The sequence below is a fragment of the Vibrio sp. V31_P5A7T61 genome (assembly GCF_009904895.1).
Lineage (GTDB): Bacteria > Pseudomonadota > Gammaproteobacteria > Enterobacterales > Vibrionaceae > Vibrio > Vibrio metschnikovii.
The window spans coordinates 19,980-39,200 of the sequence record NZ_WXWI01000060.1; the positions used below are offsets into that span (position 1 = coordinate 19,980).

Consider the following 19,221-nt stretch of genomic DNA (forward strand, 5'->3'; position numbering starts at 1 on the left):
TACGTAATTGTTTGCAGTTCTAGTGGTAACACACATATCTGTTACATGACAAGCAAAAACTGATTATTTTTTCACACTCTCTTAAGCTTATTTGTGCGTCTTCTATCGAAATATCACCATTTTTATCCTCAGAACGCTGATTCTTCGCACGTTTTTCAGGCACATTGCCAGTAGAAGTCAACCTAACGATAAAGGGAAAAAATGGGCCTTGCGATTATTCATAGCCGAGCCAGTATTGGCGTCCAAGCACCAGAAGTCACTGTCGAAGTACACATCAGTAACGGCATGCCCGGCTTCACCTTAGTCGGCCTCCCCGAAACTACGGTAAAAGAATCCAAAGACCGAGTGCGCAGTGCGATCATTAACTCACGCTTCGAGTTTCCCGCTAAACGAATCACGGTTAACTTGGCACCTGCCGATCTCCCCAAGGAGGGAGGACGGTTTGATTTACCCATCGCTCTGGGGATTTTAGCTGCGTCTGAACAAATTCCTCACACTCATTTAGCCGCTTATGAGTTTATTGGTGAGCTGGCATTGTCGGGAGAAATCAGGCGCGTTAAGGGGGTTTTGCCCGCGGCATTGGCAGCGAATCATGCTCAACGCAGTTTGGTCGTACCGCAAGATAACGGTGATCAAGCGGCGTTAGTCGGTGAAAGCAACCATAAATCCGCACAAAACCTGTTAGAAGTTTGCGCGGATTTATGTGGTCAAAAGAACTTAACGCTCTTTCAAAGCGAACCGATTGTACAACCACCCGATCACTATCGAGATCTACAAGATATTATTGGTCAACAACAAGGAAAACGAGCACTGGAAATTGCCGCAGCAGGGAATCATAACTTGCTATTTCTTGGCCCTCCGGGGACCGGGAAAACCATGCTCGCATCGCGGCTGTGTGATTTACTACCAGAAATGAGCGAAGATGAGGCGATGGAAACCGCCTCTGTCGCCTCGCTGACCCAGCAGGAGATCAATCAATACAACTGGAAACGTCGTCCTTTTCGGTCACCACACCACTCAAGCTCGATGGCAGCCTTAGTTGGCGGCGGTACGATTCCACGGCCAGGAGAAATCTCATTAGCCCATAACGGCCTATTGTTTCTCGACGAAATGCCTGAATTTGAACGAAAAGTGCTTGATTCACTCCGCGAGCCCCTTGAATCAGGAGAGATTATTATTTCACGCGCCCAAGGTAAAACTCGCTTTCCGGCACGCTTTCAACTGGTGGGTGCACTCAATCCTAGCCCTACTGGCTATTATGAGGGCAACCAAGCAAGGGTTAACCCGCAAGTGATCCTGCGCTATTTAAGTCGACTTTCTGGCCCTTTGCTAGACCGATTTGATATGTCGATTGAAATTCCTGCGCTACCAAAAGGGACGTTATCTCAAGGCGGTGATCGAGGAGAAACAACGGAGGTGGTACGGCAACGAGTACAGATCGCGCGCCAGCGAATGCTGGCGCGCAGTGGTAAGGTTAACGGGCTGCTGCAAAGTCGTGAGATTGATATTTTTTGCCCATTAGCTCGTTCGGATGCAGAGTTCTTAGAAGCGGCATTGCATCGCTTAGGCTTATCCGTCCGCGCTTATCACCGGATCATTAAAGTGGCACGGACTATCGCAGATTTAGAAGGCGTAGCCGATATTCAGCGGTCACATCTGGCGGAAGCGCTCGGCTATCGAGCAATGGATAGACTACTCAAACAATTGGTTGCGCAGGCTGTTTGACCATGACTCAATAATCGGAAAATATGGCTAAATGACACCGTTGGGTTGTGTATAAAAAAATCATGCATGGCTCTTCAGCAATGCATGATTCGCTTGACCAACAACAATGTGAGATGCCTGAAAAATTACTGCGTTAACAAATAATTACTGCGTTAACAAAAAGTTGACTAGCTCAAAATACTCATCAACGGTTTTGATGCCCTGAGCTTGCACTAGGTAACGGTTGTTCACCACCACCGCAGGTACACCAGTTAAACCGCTATCTTGGAACTGTTTATCAAAACGACGTACCATCGAATCGACCGCAAAACCATTGAACGCAGCATCAAACTTTGCTCCGTCGATACCTTCATCGGTGAATATTTGACGTAACTCTTGATCGTTTTTCGGTGCTTTACGTTGATTATGAATACGATTAAACATCACTGGCAACATTTGATCTTCAACGTTTAAAGCCAGCATCGTCGCATACGCTTTACTCATTGATTTGCCCATATTACCGCCCATGAAGGAGACGTGATTTTTTTGTAATCGGACCTCTGCTGGCAACTGCTCTTTAAGCTGTTTAATGATCGGCTCAAACGAGTAGCAATGCGGGCAGTAAAACGAAAAGTATTCACTGACACTAGGCTGGCTAGCCTTGGGTAAATCAAGCACTTTGTAGTGCACTCCCTCTTTAAACTGAGCGGCATGAGCCGAAAGGCTTAAGATTAGGGTTGCAACCAGTGCAAACAGCTTTTTCATGATTAAACTCCATTATTCCTTTGATGAGGCAAGTTACCAATTTGGCATCAGTGATAGAGAAGGTTCTTCTAAGGCAGATAACTGCTCTTTAAACGCAAGCACTTGACCTTCCCAATATTTTGGATCATTGAACCATGGGAAAGCGAGTGGAAACGCCGGATCATGCCAGCGTTTAGCCAACCAGGCCATATAATGCACCATGCGTAGACCACGCAATGGCTCAATAAGTTTCAATTGCTGGGGATTAAAATCACAAAACTCTTGATAACCTTCCAGCAAAATATCCAACTGAACAAGCTTATCCTGCCGATCGCCACTAAGCAGCATCCATAAATCTTGCACTGCAGGCCCATTACGCGCGTCATCTAAATCGACAAACATTGGCCCATCTCGCCATAAAATATTGCCGGGATGGCAATCACCATGCAGGCGAATGGGGCTCAGTGTGGGTTGCCAATATTGCTCGATACGCTCTATTAACAAATTGAGATCATTAAAAAAAGCATTTTGTAAATGTGATGGAATAAACGAAGCTTGTTCTAAGACTCGTTTCGGTTGATATAAATACTCTTCTAAACCTAAGTTCGGGCGATGAATAAAGGTTTTACTGCCCCCTATTTTATGGATTCGCCCTAAAAAACGTCCCACCCACTCTAGCTGCTGCGGATTATCCACTTCAAACTGGCGTCCTCCCATGCTAGTAAACAGCGCAAAATAGTAACCTTGATAGTAATGTAAGCTGTTGCCATTGATCACTAAAGGGGGCGCTAATGGGATTTCTGCCGCAGCGAGTTCTAAAGCGAAATCGTGCTCCTCTTGGATTTGCTGCTCCGTCCAACGTTGTGGTCGATAGAACTTAACGACAAAACGTCGACTCTCTTCGTCAGTAAATTGATAGACTCGGTTTTCATAGCTATTGAGGGCTAAAAAACCTGATTCAGCACGCACGCCGATGCTTTCTAGTGCGTACCAAATTAAATCCGGAGTCAGTGCATCGAAATGAAAAGTCGCTTGCGTCATTGCATAAAGGAGATCATTACTGAGCCCCTTGCCATAGTGAGATCGTGTCAATCAGCTTATACCCAGGAAGAACCAAGGAATCGTTCGCTAATCCTTCGTTTATTCAGGCAAGATACCACGCGCACGTAAGATCGCCGTTTTAAAATCATCTTCGTAGTCTTTTTTAAGGCCTGGGATCACTTCATCTTTACTGCTATTACGCATTTTCAAATGATAAATCAGTACATCATCGGTTAACTCACTCAGATTACCTTGGTAACCAGCCTCTTGAGCTAATAATCCAATAAACTGGACCAAATTCAATTCAGATTGCTTGTGCCATTCTGGCTCTAATAAGGCTAATAACTCTTCAACGCGATGGCATTTCATGCTCGTCTCCATATGGTTATGATGGTTTTTCACTAAAGGTAGCAAATTGCCTTCTGGCAAACAATCCAAAGGGGAAGGGTAAGCGAGTTAATCGGAGAGATAGCACCATCGGCGCAAGGTCAGTAGCCATGATGCCATCGATGAAAAAAAACCGTGGCGAGCGACAAAAAAGGGAGAGCAACAGACAAAAAAAAGCGCAGAAAATAAGCTGCGCTTTTTAACTTAAGCGGCCTGGACCACTTTTGTTTCATTCGATGCGATAAACGCACGTTGTTCGACAAGAGTCGGTGCAGACGCGATTTTTTTTGCAACCAATGCAGTAGTAAAACCACTACGACGGCGCATTGCACTACGGTTAGTGTGCGAAAACCTGACAGCTGTTGGGCGCATTAACTTACCTAACGGTCAGGCATATCCATTGCCAATGGTATAGCCTAAATAATTATGAGTTAATCTTTATCCAATAATGGCTAAAAAGTGGCTCATTCTGGCAGTGCCAATCCAAATAATTATTTAGGGATGACGATATGTTTGCATATCAATAATAGATTAGCACCAACTCAACCATTGATCGATAGTTAACCAACATTTTTACTAACAAAAAACCAACTTACACGTGTACGCTTAATGTGCGATAATCGAATGATAAATACATTAATGGGTAAAGAGACCATGGCAACAGATACTTATCCTTATAAAGAAGAGATCGCCAACACCATCAGCCACGCGATTGGCCTATTGATGGGGGTTATTGGTTTGATTCTATTGCTCAATAAGGCTCTGGCTTATGAGGCCGATCCGCTAACCATTACCAGTATGGCTCTGTATGGTAGTAGCATGATTGTGCTGTTTCTTGCCTCTACCTTGTACCATGCGGTTTCTGATCAAAAAATCAAACAGGGGTTGAAAGTTTTTGACCACTGCGCGATTTATCTGTTGATCGCTGGCAGTTATACACCTTTTTTATTGGTCAGCTTACGTACGCCTTTAGCGATAGGTTTAATGGTGATCATTTGGTCGATTGCGCTGGCGGGGATCATCATGAAAATCGCGTTCATGCAGCGCTTTAAACGCTTTTCGCTGTTTAGCTATTTGAGCATGGGCTGGTTATCGCTGATCGTGATTTATCAACTAACCGCTAATTTACCTTTAGGGGGCTTATTGCTGTTGGCATTAGGCGGATTGATTTATTCATTGGGCGTTATTTTTTATGTTGCTAAGCGCATCCCTTACCATCATGCGATTTGGCATGTGTTTGTTTTGGTCGGCTGCGCTTGCCACTTTTTAGCGATTTATTTTTATGTGCCAGCATCATAAACGCACAGCGAAGGATAGACTCAACCCTCTACCGTCGCCAAAAAGCCGGAAAAAATAGCACTAAAATCGTCAATATTTCCAATCTCCCCATCAGCATACCAATACTGAGCAGCCACTTCGCCGCATCGGGTAACGGGGCAAAATTGCCACTTGGGCCAATCACATTGCCCATACCTGGACCCACATTCGCGACGGCCGTGATCGCTCCAGAAATACTGGTTACGGCATCCAACCCCATCGCCGATAACGCACCAGCAAGCAAAATAATGGTAATAAAAAATGCCAAACCAAAGGCGACGACGGAACGCACAATATCTTCATTAACCGGCCGTTGATTATAGCGCTGTACAAACACACCCGACGGATGAACCAGTTTCAACATTTGTTTATTGAGCAAGGCAAAACCGATTTGAAAACGAAAGACTTTTATCCCCCCAGAGGTGGATCCCGAGCACGCCCCAGAGACCATCAAAAAAGCGAATAACGTCGCAGGGAAGGCCCCCCACGCCGTAAAATCATCCAGTCCAAATCCTGTGGTGGTCACTACCGAGACAATATTGAACATCGCCACGCGCAGTGCATCTAATAACGAGTAGCCATTATGTATGGTTAGCCATAGCGCAATCACTAAACTGGTGATCATAAATAATAGGAAAAAGCCGCGTACTTGGGCATCTTGAATGACCGTTTGTAGGCTACGCTTACGAAGGGCGGCAATAAATAATAGGAAAGGCAACCCACCCAAAAACATAAACACGATCGCTACCCAGTGAGCACCATGAGAGAAATGGTTCATTGAGCCATCAGAGGTTGAATAACCTCCGGTCGATAAAGTCGTGAACGCATGATTAATAGCATCAAACCATCCCATGCCCGTCAATAAGTAGCTGAGGATACACAGCCCGGTTAACACCAAGTAAACCCCGACAATATTTTTCGCTACCGTTTTAGCGCGGGGACTGCTTTTATCGGACCAATCGGATGATTCAGTCTGGAACAGACGCATCCCGCCAACGTTAAGCATTGGCAATACCGCCACCGCCATGACGATAAAACCAACGCCGCCTAGCCATTGTAAAATGGAGCGCCAGAGTAGAATGCTCGGGGCCATAGAATCCAAGCCACTGAGCACCGTAGAACCCGTGGTAGTGAGACCTGACATGGTTTCAAAATAAGCGTCGGTAAAGCTGATGTGGTTGATGAACACAAACGGTAATGCCGCAAAGGCACTGGCAATCGTCCAAACCAAACTGGTGATCAAAAACATATCTCGGGCATTCAGACGAAATACAGCGGAGCGGCCAATACTCAAACAAGCAAACGACGCAAGATGGGTGATCACTAGCGCTTGCGCAAAATCGATAAACCCTTCAGTGCCAGTAAAAAAGGCCACCAATGTCGGGACATACATAAATAGCGCTAGCTTTGACAGTACCAGCCCTACCACGAATAAAATCGGGCGTATATTCAACATAACGCCAAATACCTATAGTTACAGAAAGAATAGTTATAAAAAGAAGGGGCTTGGCTGGAATAAGCTTTCCACGTCAGGCACGTATTTTTTATCGACCAAGAACATCACCACGTGATCATCTTGTTCAATCACGGTGCGATCATGGGCAATCAGCACTTCTTCACCACGGACAATCGCTCCAATGGTCGTTCCCGGTGGCAAGCGTATTTCTCCCACCGTGCGTCCGACCACTTTAGAAGTAGTTTCATCACCGTGAGCAATCGCTTCAATCGCTTCTGCTGCGCCGCGCCTTAACGAAGAGACGTTGACAATGTCAGCACGACGCACATGGGTCAATAACGCCGAGATGGTCGCTTGTTGAGGCGAGATCGCCACATCAATTACCCCACCTTGCACTAAATCGACGTAAGCACCACGCTGAATCAACACCATGACTTTTTTCGCGCCCATGCGTTTTGCTAGCATGGCGGACATAATATTGGTTTCATCTTCGTTGGTTAGGGCAATAAACACATCGACTTGATCGATATTTTCTTCCGACAATAGCTCTTGATCCGCCGCATCACCACAAAATACAATCGTGTTTTCGAGCTCTTCAGACAGTTGCTCCGCCCGTTGATAATTACGCTCGATAAGTTTCACGCTATAGGTATGTTCTAAACGTTTGGCTAGACTCGCGCCAATATTACCGCCACCAACAATCATGATCCGTCGATACGGTTTTTCTAACCGTTGTAGCTCACTCATCACCGCGCGAATGTGGTTGCTCGCAGCGACGAAAAAAACTTCATCGTCAGCTTCAATGATCGTCGTACCTTGCGGTCGAATCGGTCTACCTTGTCTAAAAATCGCCGCCACACGAGTATCAATATGTGGCATATGCTCGCGTAATGCCGATAATGCATTGCCCACTAACGGGCCGCCATAATAGGCTTTTACCGCCACTAAGCTGACTTTTTCTTCGGCAAAACTGACTACCTGCAACGCACCGGGATACTGAACTAAACGCTCAATATAACTGGTTACCAGCTCTTCTGGAGCGATCAGATGATCAACGGGCACCGCGCCCGATTGAAACAGTGCCTCTTTTTCTAACAAGTACTCAGGAGAACGAATCCGCGCCACTCGATTTGGGGTGTTAAATAAAGTAAACGCGACTTGGCAGGCAGCCATATTCGTTTCATCTGTATTGGTCACGGCCACTAACATATCGGCATCTTGTGCACCCGCTTCACGTAGCACACTCGGATGGCTAGCATGGCCATTAATCACTCGCAAATCGTATTTATCTTGTAATTCACGCAACCGTTCGGGATTACGGTCAACAACGGTAATATCATTATTTTCGCCGACCAAGTTTTCTGCTAGCGTGCCACCGACCTGCCCTGCACCAAGAATGATGATTTTCATACCCTACTCTCTTGTCTTCACGTAATCCAACGGATGATATTTTGAACTCTGATGGTTTTAATCAACGCTCAACAACCATGATCGTCTATCTATGACTAGGCTTGCTTGCGCAACACCGCATAGTAGAAGCCGTCCATGTCCTGCTCACCAGGCAAAATTTGTCTGCCCGGCTGCTCGGGATCAGAGTCGATCAGCTGTGCCTTAGGCGTTCGCGCCAAGAAAGCTTTGATTTGCTGGCTGTTTTCTTGCGGAGTAATTGAGCACGTTGCGTAGACTAAAGTGCCGCCGATTTTAAGTTGCTTCCACATAGCATCGAGAATTTCACTCTGTAGCTCAGCTAAAGCCTCAATATCACTGGCGCGGCGTAACCATTTAATATCCGGATGACGGCGAATCACTCCCGTTGCCGAACAAGGCGCATCCAGCAAGATACGATCAAACTGCTCACCTTGCCACCACTCTTCTGGGTAGCGTGCATCGCCGCAAATCACATCCGCGCGCAGTTGCAGACGTTCTAAATTATCGTAGACTCGCTCCAAACGTGCCGCATCGCTGTCGATCGCCACTACTTCAGTATCTTGAGTATGCTCTAAAATATGCGCTGTTTTTCCGCCCGGTGCCGCGCAGCAATCTAAAATCAGCTCACCATCTTGCGGTTGTAAATAATCTACCGCTAACTGAGCAGCAGCATCTTGCACTGACACCCAACCACGATCAAAACCGGGCAATAAAGTAACATCACACGGACTCGCGAGCTTAATCGCGTCTGCCGCCTGTGGATGTACGGTGTATTCGATCTGCTCATTATCAAGCAGCGCAAGGTATGCTTCACGGCTATGATGCTGGCGATTAACCCGCAGCCACATCGGTGCTTTACTATTGTTGGCTTCAATGATGGTTTGCCATTGCTGAGGATAAGCCTCTTGCAGCAGTTTCAATAACCAACTTGGGTGCGCATATAATCCTGCATTATGGCTAACAGCAAAAGCATCAAGGGCTTCTTGATCGCGTAAATAGCTGCGCAGTACGGCATTGATCAGACCACTTAAACTTGGACCACGCAAAGTTTTGGTGGCTTCCACCGTTTCCGCCACTGCGGCATGGGAAGGAATGCGCATAAAGCTCAACTGATACAAACCGACTAAGATCAGATGATGAAAGACGCGCTTTTTACCTTTTAATGGATTATCCATTAACTGGCCGGCTATCGACTCTAAACGGGGTAAATAACGTAATGCCCCGTAGCAAATTTCTTGTAATAAAGCATGATCGCGGGGACGGATGGTTTTTTGCGCCGCAGGCAAAGCGTGTGACAGAGAGTGGCCTTTATCGACCACTTGGAATAAAACATTGGCCGCAGCTGCGCGAACATTCATGAGTAATACCACATTAAAAAGAAAATCAATTAGGGCATCTCTGCCCTCGTAAAGGTTTAGCTAAGTTGGGTGCCCACCGCAAACCAACTGGCTCGGGCATTAAGAATATCCTGTACTGGCATGGCTTTTTTACCCGGCACTTGGATTTGCTCTAGCACTAACACACCACGGCCTGTCGCCACATAAATGCCCGATTTATCCGCTTGAATAATGGTACCGGGGGCATGAGTAGACTCGCGCTCATCGACACGGCTTTGCCAGACTTTAATCGTATTATCAGCGACATCAAAATGACTGATCGGCCAAGGATTGAACGCTCGCACGCAGCGTTCAATAAACGCCGCCTCTTGTGTCCAATCGATTTTCGCTTCTTCTTTACTCAGCTTCTGGGCGTAATTTGCCAAAGCATCGTCTTGCTTTTCTGGGCTAAGTTGGCCTAAAGCTAATTTATCAAGGCAAGCAACCAAAGCCTGTGGGCCAAGCTCAGCTAATTTGTCATACATTGAAGCGCTGGTATCACTGGCTTCTATCGGTAAGCGAACGATACTCAGCATATCACCGGTATCTAAACCAACATCCATCTGCATGATGGTGACGCCAGTTTCACTGTCACCGGCCCAAATCGAGCGCTGAATCGGCGCTGCGCCACGCCAGCGAGGTAAAATTGAGCCATGAACATTAATACAACCCAATTTAGGGATATCAAGCACAGCTTTCGGTAATAACAAACTGTAAGCCACCACTACCATCACATCGGCATTAAGATCAGCCAAGGTCTGTTTTGCTTCGTCGCTTTTGAAATTCTCTGGCTGATACACAGGGATATTTTGCTCAAGCGCCATCTGTTTAACTGGGCTGGCGGTGAGTTTTTTACCGCGTCCGGCAGGTCGATCGGGCGGAGTATAAACCGCGATAACCTCATGCTCCGAAGACAACAACGCCGCCAAGTGACGGGCGGCGAAATCCGGAGTTCCTGCAAACACAATACGTAATGATTGGTTCACGCTGACCTCTCTATTGCATTAATTTCGTTTCTCGTTGAAACGCTTAATCTTTTCTAACTTCTCTTTGATACGCTTACGCTTTAATGGCGATAAGTAATCAACAAATAGCTTACCTTCTAAGTGGTCCAGCTCATGCTGAACGCAGATAGCCAATAAATCATCAGCCTCAAAGGTATACTCTTCGCCATCGCGATTAAGCGCTTTTACAGTCACCTCAGCAGCACGAGGCACTAAAGCTCGCGATCCAGGTACCGATAAGCAACCTTCTTCGATACCATCTTCACCGCGCTTTTCAATAATTTGCGGGTTAATTAGCACCATGGGTTGATCTCGGCTATCCGAAACATCAATCACCACAATACGTTGATGAATATCGACTTGAGTCGCAGCAAGCCCGATACCCTCTTCGTCGTACATGGTTTCTAGCATGTCATCAACGATTTTTTGGATCTCTGGCGTGACCTTTTCAACCGGCTTGGCAACGGTGCGAAGACGATCATCAGGGAATGTTAATACTTGTAATACAGACATATACACTCGAAAAATTGAACTGTGCCGAAACAGCTTAACGCTGGTTGGGTCAATTCTAGACATTTTATGACCTAAATGACAGCATCCTGCCATATTTCTCACAAACCTTTTCTCATTCATCCAGCAAGGAAGTCAGGTGATGACCGTATTAATGACTCGATATCGCTCTCTGTGGCTACGGTTTAGCGCACTAGGTTTAGCCGCTCTCTGCTTATCCATCAATGCATTAGCCTCTCCTGCTCCGTTAAGCATCAAAGACTCAGCACCACGGACTTATACGGTAGTTAAAGGCGATACACTGTGGGGGATTTCTGCCCTGTATTTAGATAGCCCTTGGTTATGGCCACGTCTGTGGCAAGCAAATCCTGAGATAAGTAATCCGCATTTAATTTATCCTGGCGATCAACTGACGTTAATCTGGCGCGACGGTCAACCGACATTAAGCCTTAAACCGATGATCAAACTCAGCCCACAAGCACGAGTACTCAAAAAACCGCCCCTCACAACGGTCGAAGAAGCGTTACTGCTGCCTTATTTACTGGCTGATAGACTGATTCCCTCCCAAGAGTTGAACGACCAGTTACGCATTCTTGGCTCAAATCAAGGCAAGCAATACCTGAGTCAAACGGATGCGATATACCTTGAAGGTCAACATGAGGCGCAACATTGGGGTATCTATCGTCCCATGAACGAGTTTCAACGTGCCAACCACTCTATGCGAGCTCTACGTCGCTTGGCGACCGCACATCTGGTTGAAAGTACCCCCTCAATGACAACCTTAGCCATTGATGAGCTCAATCAAGAGATCCGTGCAAACGATATCGCTTTGCCAGAAATCAGCTTGGAATCATTACCATTAAGTACAACTTTTTTCCCTCGCCCAGCACCACATGATGCGCGCCCTAGGCTACTCGGCACGTTGGAAGGCAGTCAATACGCAGCGAAGCACCATGTGGTGGTTATCGACCATGGGCGAGAAGAGGGCCTAGAACAAGGCAGCATGTTTGAACTTTATCAAGCCGGCCAAACGGTTTACCAAAAGGGGGAGCAATATACCGACAAAGCACAGCGCGCCAGCCAAGTCATTACATTACCAGCGAAAAAAGTCGGTACTCTCATGGTCATTCGTCCTTATCCCACCATGAGTCTAGCGCTGATCACCAGTAGCCAAGCCGCGATTGATAATCAGATAGTGATCCTACCTCCCGAGGTATCGGATAGCGCGACATCGACGTTCAGCTCACTTCACCCATAGCACAGTGATGCCAACCGACCAACACGATTTAACCATCTGGCTCGCACTCAGTTTTACGCCTAAGTTAACCCAAAAAAACTTAAGCCGATTACTGAGTCGTGATGCATTGACTAACCTTGCGGGCTACACCGCTCAACAATGGCTGGCTCTGGGATTAACCGCTCAACAAGTGGATTATCTGCTTAACCAAGGTAAGAAGGACGTTGAACAGTGTTTAATCTGGCAACAACAAGCCACACAGCGTCATATCATCCCTCTCTATGATGAAGTCAATTATCCTCCGTTATTGCGTGAAATTCCCTCGCCCCCCAAAGTACTGTTTGTTGAAGGACAACGGCACTGGTTAAAACAACCTCAAATCGCTATTGTCGGCAGTCGTAATGCGACGATTGATAATCAACATATCGCTCAACAATTTGCCGGTGAATTAGCCGCGCACAATATAGTGATCACCAGTGGACTGGCTTTAGGCATTGATGGTTATGCGCATGATGGAGCGCTGAAAGCTGGGGGAGCAACCCTCGCAGTATTAGGCTCTGGACTGAATTGTATTTATCCCACACGGCATAAAACGCTTGCGGAGCGGATCAAAGATAATGGCGCATTAATTTCTGAGTTTCGTCCTAATACACCACCGCGTGCCGAACATTTTCCACGACGCAATCGCATTATCAGTGGCTTATCTCTTGGGGTGTTGGTTGTAGAAGCCGCTGAAAAAAGCGGCTCATTAATCACCGCCCGCTACGCAATAGAACAAGGACGAGACGTTTTTGTGATTCCCGGCCCGATCACGAGTACCAATAGCCAAGGCAGTAATCAGTTGATCCGTCAAGGTGCCTGTCTCGTACAGACTGTTGAGGATATTTTGGCAGAAGTAGAAAACCTGCTCAATTGGTGCAAAGATTCACCCTCTAGCACACAAGGTGAACTTTTTTCTTGCCCAAATGATGAAGAACAATTGCCATTTCCCGAGCTGTTAGCTAACGTAGGAGTAGAAGCGACACCAGTTGATATTCTGGCACAACGGACCCATATCCCCGTGCAAGAAGTCATGATGCAGCTACTAGAGTTAGAGCTTTTAGGCCATGTTGTTGCCGTTTCCGGTGGCTATATTCGTAAGGGGAGAGGCAAGCTATGATGATGGATATTTTGATGTATCTATTTGAGACGTATATCCATAGCGATGCTGAATTGCAGGTGGATCAAGACGAGCTCGAAGATGAATTGTTAAGAGCAGGCTTTCATCAACCAGATATTTACAAAGCACTACATTGGCTCGAAGAGCTGGCAGCGTTGCAACAAACCGATACTCACTCTGCCATCGCCACCAGCGCAACCACGTCGATGCGAATGTTTACCGCCCAAGAAATGGAACGTTTGGACATCGAAGCACGTGGATTCTTACTGTTTTTAGAGCAAATAAAAGTATTAACCTCTGATACCAGAGAAATGGTTATTGATCGAGTCATGGGCTTAGAAACCAACGAATTCGAACTCGATGACCTAAAATGGATCATTTTAATGGTGCTGTTTAATGTTCCTGGCAATGAAAATGCCTACACTTTGATGGAAGAGCTACTGTACAGCAAAGAACAAGGTATTTTACATTAAGCCACTATGAGCAATTCGATCGATCCATCGCTATTTTCGGCTCATGAACAAGCCCTTAACCATCAACCATGTCCCAAGTGTGGCGGAGCCCTACAGCTTCGCCACGCTAAACTTGGCCCATTCTTAGGCTGTGAGCACTACCCCCAGTGTGACTATATCAAACCCTTGCATCACAACGATGGACACATTGTCAAACCACTCGGTGTCGCTTGCCCAGAATGTCAACATGAACTGGTGCTACGCCAAGGACGCTACGGCATGTTTATCGGTTGCATTAACTATCCAATCTGTCACCATATCGAGTCACCAACCGCAAACACACCAAAAGAAAACCATACGAGTCACTTGGTTTGTCCAGAATGTCGCCAAGGCCATCTGATCGAACGTCAATCTCGGTTTGGCAAAGCCTTTTATGCCTGTGATGCCTTCCCAAAATGCAAATTTGCCGTCAATCAGCCACCATTAGCAGGACAATGCCAAGTTTGTGGATTCCCATTACTGGTAGAGAAAAAATTTGCCAACGGCACTAAACACTTATGCGCAAATCGTAAATGCGCGCACGTTCAATCCGCCGACTAACTTACTTTACAGGTTCAGGTTACTTCGCCACACGCTGAATAAATTCACTTAACCACTCTTCAACTGCATCTTCAGGTACAGGATGGTGCTGAATATCAATCGTTAAGCAATCTGCAATCGGTGTTGCGCCAATGTCTTCCAATAAATCATCAACGTGTTTTCCCGCCGCACAAAAGGTGTCATAACTTGAATCACCAATCGCAACCACCGCGTAAGACAACTGCTGAGTATTCGGTGGCGTTTGCTGAAGATCATTAATAAAAGGCTGAATATTATCAGGATAATCTCCAGCACCATGAGTTGAGGTCACAATAAGCCATGTACCTTGCGCTGGAATATCCGTCAATACGGGCTGGTTATGAATCTGAGTATCAAGCCCCGCTTGCTGCAATACGTCACTAATGTGATCGCCTACGTACTCAGCCCCGCCCAAGGTACTTCCGGTAATAATATGAATCATGTGCATTACTCGATTAACTGATATAAAAAAATGACGCAGCTAGCGTGATGAACTTCTCGCCTATATCTGTTGACGAACTGCCTTAATACAGCAACGTGACGTCAATCGCTCAAGAAAGCCAACAAATCGTTTCTTGAGATTGGAAACGAGCGACATAGCCGTCTAAGATAATTATATTACACGTAAAATGAAGCACTCTGTAGCCAAAACCTAACAAAGTCATGATGAGAATAAACGCGCAGAGATCATAAGTTAGAACAAGGATAAATAAATCGTTCATCGACTCATCGAAACCAATAAAAAGAAGCGGATGCCATTAAAGCATTGGCTAAACCGTGAGGAGACTCTTTTTGCAACAACTCGAACGTATTTTGTATGTCGAAGACGATCCAGATATCCGCGAAATTGCCACCATTGCGCTGGTCGATGTTGGAGGTCTGACGGTAAAAGCTTGTGATTCAGGCGCACAAGCTTTACGAGACATTAGCGACTTTGCGCCACAAATGCTGCTATTAGATGTCATGATGCCCGATATGGATGGGCCAGAAACACTACAGAGGCTGATCCAGCAGGGAGATGTCAATCAATCCATTGCTATTGTATTTATGACCGCGAAAGTCCACCCTGAGGAAATTGAACGTTATAAACAGCTTGGCGCGATAGAGGTCATTTCTAAACCTTTCGACCCAATGACACTGGCTGACGATATCATCAAAATTTGGGCATTATTTAATGAGTAACTCATCACCGCCGAGCTCGCTAACTACTCGCTTAGAAGCCTTAAAGCTTGCCTATTCAAAACGCCTCGATTCCGAACTGGAACAGCTTCGATCTCTCGCCAAACAGATAACCAGTAAACCTGATGATACGGCCTATCTTGAACAGTTGCATTCAACATTACATACCCTAGCTGGCTCGGCTGGCACCTTTGGTTTCAATCAACTGGGTCGACAAGCACGATTATTTGAGCAACAAGTCCAACAAGAGCTAGCAAAAAAACGTACCGACCGACACCCCTTAGCTGTTCTCGAATGGGTCAAACAACTAGCGATCATCGTTGATTCAGATACAGAACAAAAAACCGCGGTGAGCTTTTCGACACCTAACGCTGAGACACTAATCGAAAAACCAAAGGTGTGGTTAATTGAACGCGATATCATCCTCGCCGAATACACCATGCAGCAACTAGAAAGCTTTGGCTTTCGTGTTAAGCACTTAAAAGATGCTGATGAACTTGAGCATCACACTTCTGAGTCGCCAGATTTACTTTTGATTGATCATAACGCAGGACAAACAGAAGCACTCAAGTCCGAACCGGTCGCTTTTTGGCAGCAATATCTCAACGCTTTTTCCTGTCCACGACTATTTATGGGCGTCGAGGAAACCTTTACCGCTCGTTTGCGTGCGCTGCGCAGTGGTGGACAAGCCTATTTTATTAAACCATTAGATATCATTAAGCTTTCTTCTTATATCATTGAACTAACTAACACCGAGCAAACCGCTCCTGAACGCGTTCTACTGATTGAAGACAACCAAGGCCTAGCACAAGATTACCAAACCGCATTAAGCGAAGCGGGAATGGAAGTGATGGCACTCGATCGACCAGAAACCTTGTTTGAAGCAATGAGTGAATTTAATCCTGAAATAATACTCATCAGCCTAAGCTTTCCTGATGTCTCGGGAGTAGAAATAGCGACTTTATTAAGGCAATCCGACCGATGGCGTCAACTACCGATTATTTATCTCGCCCCCCAATCAGATAATACAGCAGAAGCCGATCTGTTAATCACTGGCGCCGATGGATTATTGACTAAACCTATCGACATCACCCTACTGATCAAACTGTGTCGAGCACGAGTACAGCAACTCCGTGAACGAGAACAAGCGCGAACTCAAGATGGCTTAACTCAGCTATTAAAGCACGCCAGTATTAAAGAAGCCTTACATAATCAGTGGCTTATATCTCAAAGGCAAGCGCAAGGTTATTGTGTGGTTATGCTCGATATTGACCACTTTAAACGGGTTAACGATACCTATGGTCATTCGGTCGGTGATGTGGTTATTGCCACGACTGGAACTTTATTAAAACAACGCTTTCGCCGTACAGATAAGCTCGGTCGCTACGGTGGTGAGGAGTTTATGCTGATTCTTCTCCATTGTGATCTTCAGCAGGCAGAAAAAATGGTGAATGGTTTAAGGCAAGATTTTTCAGCGATTCAATTTAGTGGTGGCCAACAACAATTTTCCTGCACAATATCAGCAGGTATTGCCGATAATCAGCAATTTCCCAACGATGACGCCGAAACGCTACTCAAGCGTGCCGATCAAGCGCTATATCTGGCCAAAAACCGCGGGCGTAATCGAGTTTGCTTAGCAACGCCAGAGGCGACCTCGAATGATTAAGGATGACTAATGCAAATACCACCTCTTCCTGAGGAAGAAAGCGAACGTCAGAAAACACTGGATAAAACCGGCTTACTCAACAGTGGATCCGAAGCTCGCTTTGATCGTATTACGCGTCTCGCGCAGCAGATTTTTTCTGTCCCGATCGCACTCATCTCTCTGGTTGACCGAGATCGTCAATGGTTTAAATCTCGTCAAGGGCTTGATGCACAGCAAACCCCAAGAGAAATTTCATTTTGTGGCCACGCTATTTTAAATAGCGAGGTATTTGTGATTGAAAATGCACTCATCGATCAACGATTTTGCGATAACCCCTTGGTCATGGAGCCTCCTGATATTCGTTTTTACGCTGGCGCTCCGCTACACTCAACTAAAGGTTATCGCCTTGGTACACTCTGTTTAATTGATAGCCAGCCGCGATCATTCTCAAACAAGCAACGCTCAATGCTCAAAGATTTGGCCGCCACCGTTGAAGCATTAATTCAAGCGGAGGAGATCAGTAATGAGCGACTTGGTAAGTTAACCGCCCAGCTTCCGGGGGTCGTCTATCAATTTCAACGCTTTGCTAATGGTAAAATCACCTTCCCTTTTAGCTCACCACAAATTCTCGATCTCTATGGCATTACACCTGAACACGCCGCGCAAGATGCTAGCCCAGCTTTTGAACGAATCCATCCTGACGATTTGCAAGGAATTAGTGACTCTATTGAGCATTCCGCGAATACTTTAGAATATTGGCAAGCAACTTATCGAGTCCGCTACCAAGGTCAAGATTACCGCTGGTTTGCTGGGCAAGCCAAGCCAGAAAGATTAAGCGATGGCAGTGTATTATGGCACGGCTATTTACACGATATCCACGAGCAAGAACAAGCACGCCAAACCACCGAAAGAAATGAAGCAAGATTGCGCAGTTTATTCGATTTTTCACCGATTGGTATCGCACTTAACGATTTCGAAACCGGCCAGTTTCTAGATCTGAATAACGCACTGATTGCCCCTACTGGTTATACTCGCGAAGAATTTGTCGCCCTTAGCTATTGGGATATTACGCCTCAAGAATATCAACCACTCGAAAAGCAAGCACTCGCCAACTTAAACACCACGGGACGCTACGGCCCATTTGAAAAAGAATATATTCGTAAAGATGGCAGTCGCTATCCCGTTCGCTTACAAGGCATGTTAAGCAAAGAGCAAGATGGTCGCACAGTAATTTGGTCATTGATTGAAGATATTACCGAGCGCCGTAAGCTTGATAAGATGAAAGATCAATTTATCTCAACGGTCAGCCACGAACTTCGAACGCCACTAACATCAATTAAAGGTTCACTCAATTTACTTGCCGGAGGAGCGGTTGGCTCCGTTTCTGATAAAGCACAAGCCCTATTAGTCACCGCTGAGCGTAATGCTCAACGTTTAACGACCTTGATTAACGATTTACTCGACATGGAAAAATTGGTTGCAGGCAAAATGCCGATGACCTTTTTAAAACAACCTCTTGGTCCTTTACTGGATGAAACCATCGATTCCTTAAGCAGTTATGCTCATCAGCATAATGTTGTGCTGCAATACTCTGGAAGCTGGCCTGCCGTACAAGTCAATGTTGATGGGCAGCGTTTGATTCAAGCATTGAGTAACCTACTCTCTAATGCGATTAAATTTTCTCCGCAAGGCGAAGCGATAACCATCAAGGTGCAACAACAGGATACCAATATCCACATTCTGGTACGCGATCGTGGTCAAGGTGTCGCACCTGAATTTCAAGACCGACTGTTTCAACGTTTTTCTCAAGCTGACAGTAGCGACACCCGTAAACTACCTGGAACCGGACTTGGGCTCGCGATTACTCAGGAAATCTGTCAACAACTCGGAGGTTGTGTCATGTACCGACAACCTAACGGCCGTGGGGCCGAGTTTATTATTCAATTGCCGATAGGATGAAGCGC

The 19,221-nt window shown here is 46.0% G+C and carries 19 protein-coding genes; 9 read left to right on the top strand and 10 right to left on the bottom strand.

Going from position 1 to position 19,221, the window contains the following annotated elements; genetic code table 11:
- Positions 1-201: 201 nt before the first annotated feature.
- Positions 202-1,725: a YifB family Mg chelatase-like AAA ATPase gene (locus CAG58_RS13980; protein WP_161425260.1), complete on the top strand. Its 1,524-nt coding sequence runs from the start codon at positions 202-204 to the stop codon at positions 1,723-1,725.
- Between the two features lie 144 nt (positions 1,726-1,869).
- Here CAG58_RS13980 and CAG58_RS13985 read toward each other — a convergent pair whose 3' ends face one another.
- The 4 genes from CAG58_RS13985 to CAG58_RS16835 all read right to left on the bottom strand — a co-directional run bounded on the left by CAG58_RS13985 (position 1,870) and on the right by CAG58_RS16835 (position 4,248).
- Positions 1,870-2,469 (bottom strand): thiol:disulfide interchange protein DsbA/DsbL, encoded by a 600-nt coding sequence (locus CAG58_RS13985; protein ID WP_161425261.1) that lies wholly within the window; start codon positions 2,467-2,469, stop codon positions 1,870-1,872.
- A 33-nt stretch (positions 2,470-2,502) separates the two neighbouring features.
- The gene (locus tag CAG58_RS13990) at positions 2,503-3,489 is read right to left on the bottom strand and encodes a serine/threonine protein kinase (protein ID WP_158144993.1); all 987 of its coding nucleotides are present in this window, start codon (positions 3,487-3,489) and stop codon (positions 2,503-2,505) included.
- Between the two features lie 99 nt (positions 3,490-3,588).
- Positions 3,589-3,858: a YihD family protein gene (locus CAG58_RS13995; protein WP_004397581.1), complete on the bottom strand. Its 270-nt coding sequence runs from the start codon at positions 3,856-3,858 to the stop codon at positions 3,589-3,591.
- A 222-nt stretch (positions 3,859-4,080) separates the two neighbouring features.
- Positions 4,081-4,248: a hypothetical protein gene (locus CAG58_RS16835; RefSeq protein ID WP_110168332.1), complete on the bottom strand. Its 168-nt coding sequence runs from the start codon at positions 4,246-4,248 to the stop codon at positions 4,081-4,083.
- A 282-nt stretch (positions 4,249-4,530) separates the two neighbouring features.
- On the opposite strand from CAG58_RS16835, the gene trhA reads away from it, so the two are divergent.
- Positions 4,531-5,175 carry a PAQR family membrane homeostasis protein TrhA gene (trhA, locus tag CAG58_RS14000; protein ID WP_154169667.1) on the top strand — a complete coding sequence of 215 codons (645 nt, stop codon included), beginning with the start codon at positions 4,531-4,533 and terminating at the stop codon, positions 5,173-5,175.
- 28 nt (positions 5,176-5,203) lie between these two features.
- Here trhA and CAG58_RS14005 read toward each other — a convergent pair whose 3' ends face one another.
- The 5 genes from CAG58_RS14005 to def all read right to left on the bottom strand — a co-directional run bounded on the left by CAG58_RS14005 (position 5,204) and on the right by def (position 10,970).
- Positions 5,204-6,649: a TrkH family potassium uptake protein gene (locus CAG58_RS14005; protein WP_004397575.1), complete on the bottom strand. Its 1,446-nt coding sequence runs from the start codon at positions 6,647-6,649 to the stop codon at positions 5,204-5,206.
- A 33-nt stretch (positions 6,650-6,682) separates the two neighbouring features.
- Positions 6,683-8,059 carry a Trk system potassium transporter TrkA gene (trkA, locus tag CAG58_RS14010; RefSeq protein WP_004397573.1) on the bottom strand — a complete coding sequence of 459 codons (1,377 nt, stop codon included), beginning with the start codon at positions 8,057-8,059 and terminating at the stop codon, positions 6,683-6,685.
- 95 nt (positions 8,060-8,154) lie between these two features.
- Complete coding sequence (gene rsmB / locus CAG58_RS14015) at positions 8,155-9,435, bottom strand: 16S rRNA (cytosine(967)-C(5))-methyltransferase RsmB (protein WP_158137562.1); 1,281 nt, start codon at positions 9,433-9,435, stop codon at positions 8,155-8,157.
- 56 nt (positions 9,436-9,491) lie between these two features.
- The gene (gene fmt, locus CAG58_RS14020; protein ID WP_040905798.1) at positions 9,492-10,439 is read right to left on the bottom strand and encodes a methionyl-tRNA formyltransferase; all 948 of its coding nucleotides are present in this window, start codon (positions 10,437-10,439) and stop codon (positions 9,492-9,494) included.
- Between the two features lie 18 nt (positions 10,440-10,457).
- The gene (gene def, locus CAG58_RS14025; protein WP_004397567.1) at positions 10,458-10,970 is read right to left on the bottom strand and encodes a peptide deformylase; all 513 of its coding nucleotides are present in this window, start codon (positions 10,968-10,970) and stop codon (positions 10,458-10,460) included.
- 139 nt (positions 10,971-11,109) lie between these two features.
- Between def and CAG58_RS14030 the strand changes: the two genes are divergently transcribed.
- The 4 genes from CAG58_RS14030 to CAG58_RS14045 are packed head-to-tail and all read left to right on the top strand — an operon-like array spanning position 11,110 to position 14,415.
- Entirely contained in the window at positions 11,110-12,225 is a 1,116-nt protein-coding gene (locus tag CAG58_RS14030; RefSeq protein WP_161425265.1) for a LysM peptidoglycan-binding domain-containing protein, read from the top strand.
- Positions 12,226-12,232: 7 nt separating this feature from the next.
- Positions 12,233-13,363, top strand: coding sequence for a DNA-processing protein DprA (gene dprA / locus CAG58_RS14035; protein WP_161425262.1), 1,131 nt, complete (start codon positions 12,233-12,235; stop codon positions 13,361-13,363).
- Positions 13,360-13,836: a DUF494 family protein gene (locus tag CAG58_RS14040; RefSeq protein WP_154169673.1), complete on the top strand. Its 477-nt coding sequence runs from the start codon at positions 13,360-13,362 to the stop codon at positions 13,834-13,836. The genes dprA and CAG58_RS14040 overlap by 4 nt, the downstream gene beginning before the upstream one ends.
- 6 nt (positions 13,837-13,842) lie before the next feature.
- Complete coding sequence (locus tag CAG58_RS14045; protein ID WP_161425263.1) at positions 13,843-14,415, top strand: DNA topoisomerase family protein; 573 nt, start codon at positions 13,843-13,845, stop codon at positions 14,413-14,415.
- A gap of 19 nt (positions 14,416-14,434) precedes the next feature.
- On the opposite strand, the gene mioC is transcribed toward CAG58_RS14045, so the two are convergent.
- Complete coding sequence (gene mioC, locus CAG58_RS14050) at positions 14,435-14,875, bottom strand: FMN-binding protein MioC (RefSeq protein ID WP_161425264.1); 441 nt, start codon at positions 14,873-14,875, stop codon at positions 14,435-14,437.
- Between the two features lie 350 nt (positions 14,876-15,225).
- Here mioC and CAG58_RS14055 point away from each other — a divergent pair, with 350 nt between their 5' ends.
- Genes CAG58_RS14055 through CAG58_RS14065 form a run of 3 tightly spaced genes read left to right on the top strand, consistent with a single transcriptional unit; the run spans position 15,226 to position 19,216 of the window.
- Entirely contained in the window at positions 15,226-15,615 is a 390-nt protein-coding gene (locus CAG58_RS14055) for a response regulator (protein ID WP_154169677.1), read from the top strand.
- Positions 15,608-17,278 (top strand): diguanylate cyclase, encoded by a 1,671-nt coding sequence (locus tag CAG58_RS14060; RefSeq protein ID WP_161429687.1) that lies wholly within the window; start codon positions 15,608-15,610, stop codon positions 17,276-17,278. Before CAG58_RS14055 ends, CAG58_RS14060 begins: the two co-directional genes overlap by 8 nt.
- 9 nt (positions 17,279-17,287) lie before the next feature.
- The gene (locus CAG58_RS14065; RefSeq protein WP_161426100.1) at positions 17,288-19,216 is read left to right on the top strand and encodes an ATP-binding protein; all 1,929 of its coding nucleotides are present in this window, start codon (positions 17,288-17,290) and stop codon (positions 19,214-19,216) included.
- The last annotated feature ends 5 nt before the right edge of the window (positions 19,217-19,221 follow it).

Bases quoted from the DNA above. Each gene is read 5' to 3' on its own strand.
- trkA (WP_004397573.1), bottom strand. From the start codon at position 8,059: ATGAAAATCATCATTCTTGGTGCAGGGCAGGTCGGTGGCACGCTAGCA.
- CAG58_RS13980 (WP_161425260.1), top strand. From the start codon at position 202: ATGGGCCTTGCGATTATTCATAGCCGAGCCAGTATTGGCGTCCAAGCA.
- rsmB (WP_158137562.1), bottom strand. From the start codon at position 9,435: ATGAATGTTCGCGCAGCTGCGGCCAATGTTTTATTCCAAGTGGTCGAT.
- dprA (WP_161425262.1), top strand. From the start codon at position 12,233: ATGCCAACCGACCAACACGATTTAACCATCTGGCTCGCACTCAGTTTT.
- CAG58_RS13990 (WP_158144993.1), bottom strand. From the start codon at position 3,489: ATGACGCAAGCGACTTTTCATTTCGATGCACTGACTCCGGATTTAATT.
- CAG58_RS14040 (WP_154169673.1), top strand. From the start codon at position 13,360: ATGATGATGGATATTTTGATGTATCTATTTGAGACGTATATCCATAGC.
- CAG58_RS14030 (WP_161425265.1), top strand. From the start codon at position 11,110: ATGACCGTATTAATGACTCGATATCGCTCTCTGTGGCTACGGTTTAGC.
- trhA (WP_154169667.1), top strand. From the start codon at position 4,531: ATGGCAACAGATACTTATCCTTATAAAGAAGAGATCGCCAACACCATC.
- CAG58_RS14060 (WP_161429687.1), top strand. From the start codon at position 15,608: ATGAGTAACTCATCACCGCCGAGCTCGCTAACTACTCGCTTAGAAGCC.
- CAG58_RS13995 (WP_004397581.1), bottom strand. From the start codon at position 3,858: ATGAAATGCCATCGCGTTGAAGAGTTATTAGCCTTATTAGAGCCAGAA.
- def (WP_004397567.1), bottom strand. From the start codon at position 10,970: ATGTCTGTATTACAAGTATTAACATTCCCTGATGATCGTCTTCGCACC.
- CAG58_RS14065 (WP_161426100.1), top strand. From the start codon at position 17,288: ATGCAAATACCACCTCTTCCTGAGGAAGAAAGCGAACGTCAGAAAACA.
- CAG58_RS14045 (WP_161425263.1), top strand. From the start codon at position 13,843: ATGAGCAATTCGATCGATCCATCGCTATTTTCGGCTCATGAACAAGCC.
- mioC (WP_161425264.1), bottom strand. From the start codon at position 14,875: ATGATTCATATTATTACCGGAAGTACCTTGGGCGGGGCTGAGTACGTA.
- CAG58_RS14005 (WP_004397575.1), bottom strand. From the start codon at position 6,649: ATGTTGAATATACGCCCGATTTTATTCGTGGTAGGGCTGGTACTGTCA.
- CAG58_RS16835 (WP_110168332.1), bottom strand. From the start codon at position 4,248: ATGCGCCCAACAGCTGTCAGGTTTTCGCACACTAACCGTAGTGCAATG.
- CAG58_RS13985 (WP_161425261.1), bottom strand. From the start codon at position 2,469: ATGAAAAAGCTGTTTGCACTGGTTGCAACCCTAATCTTAAGCCTTTCG.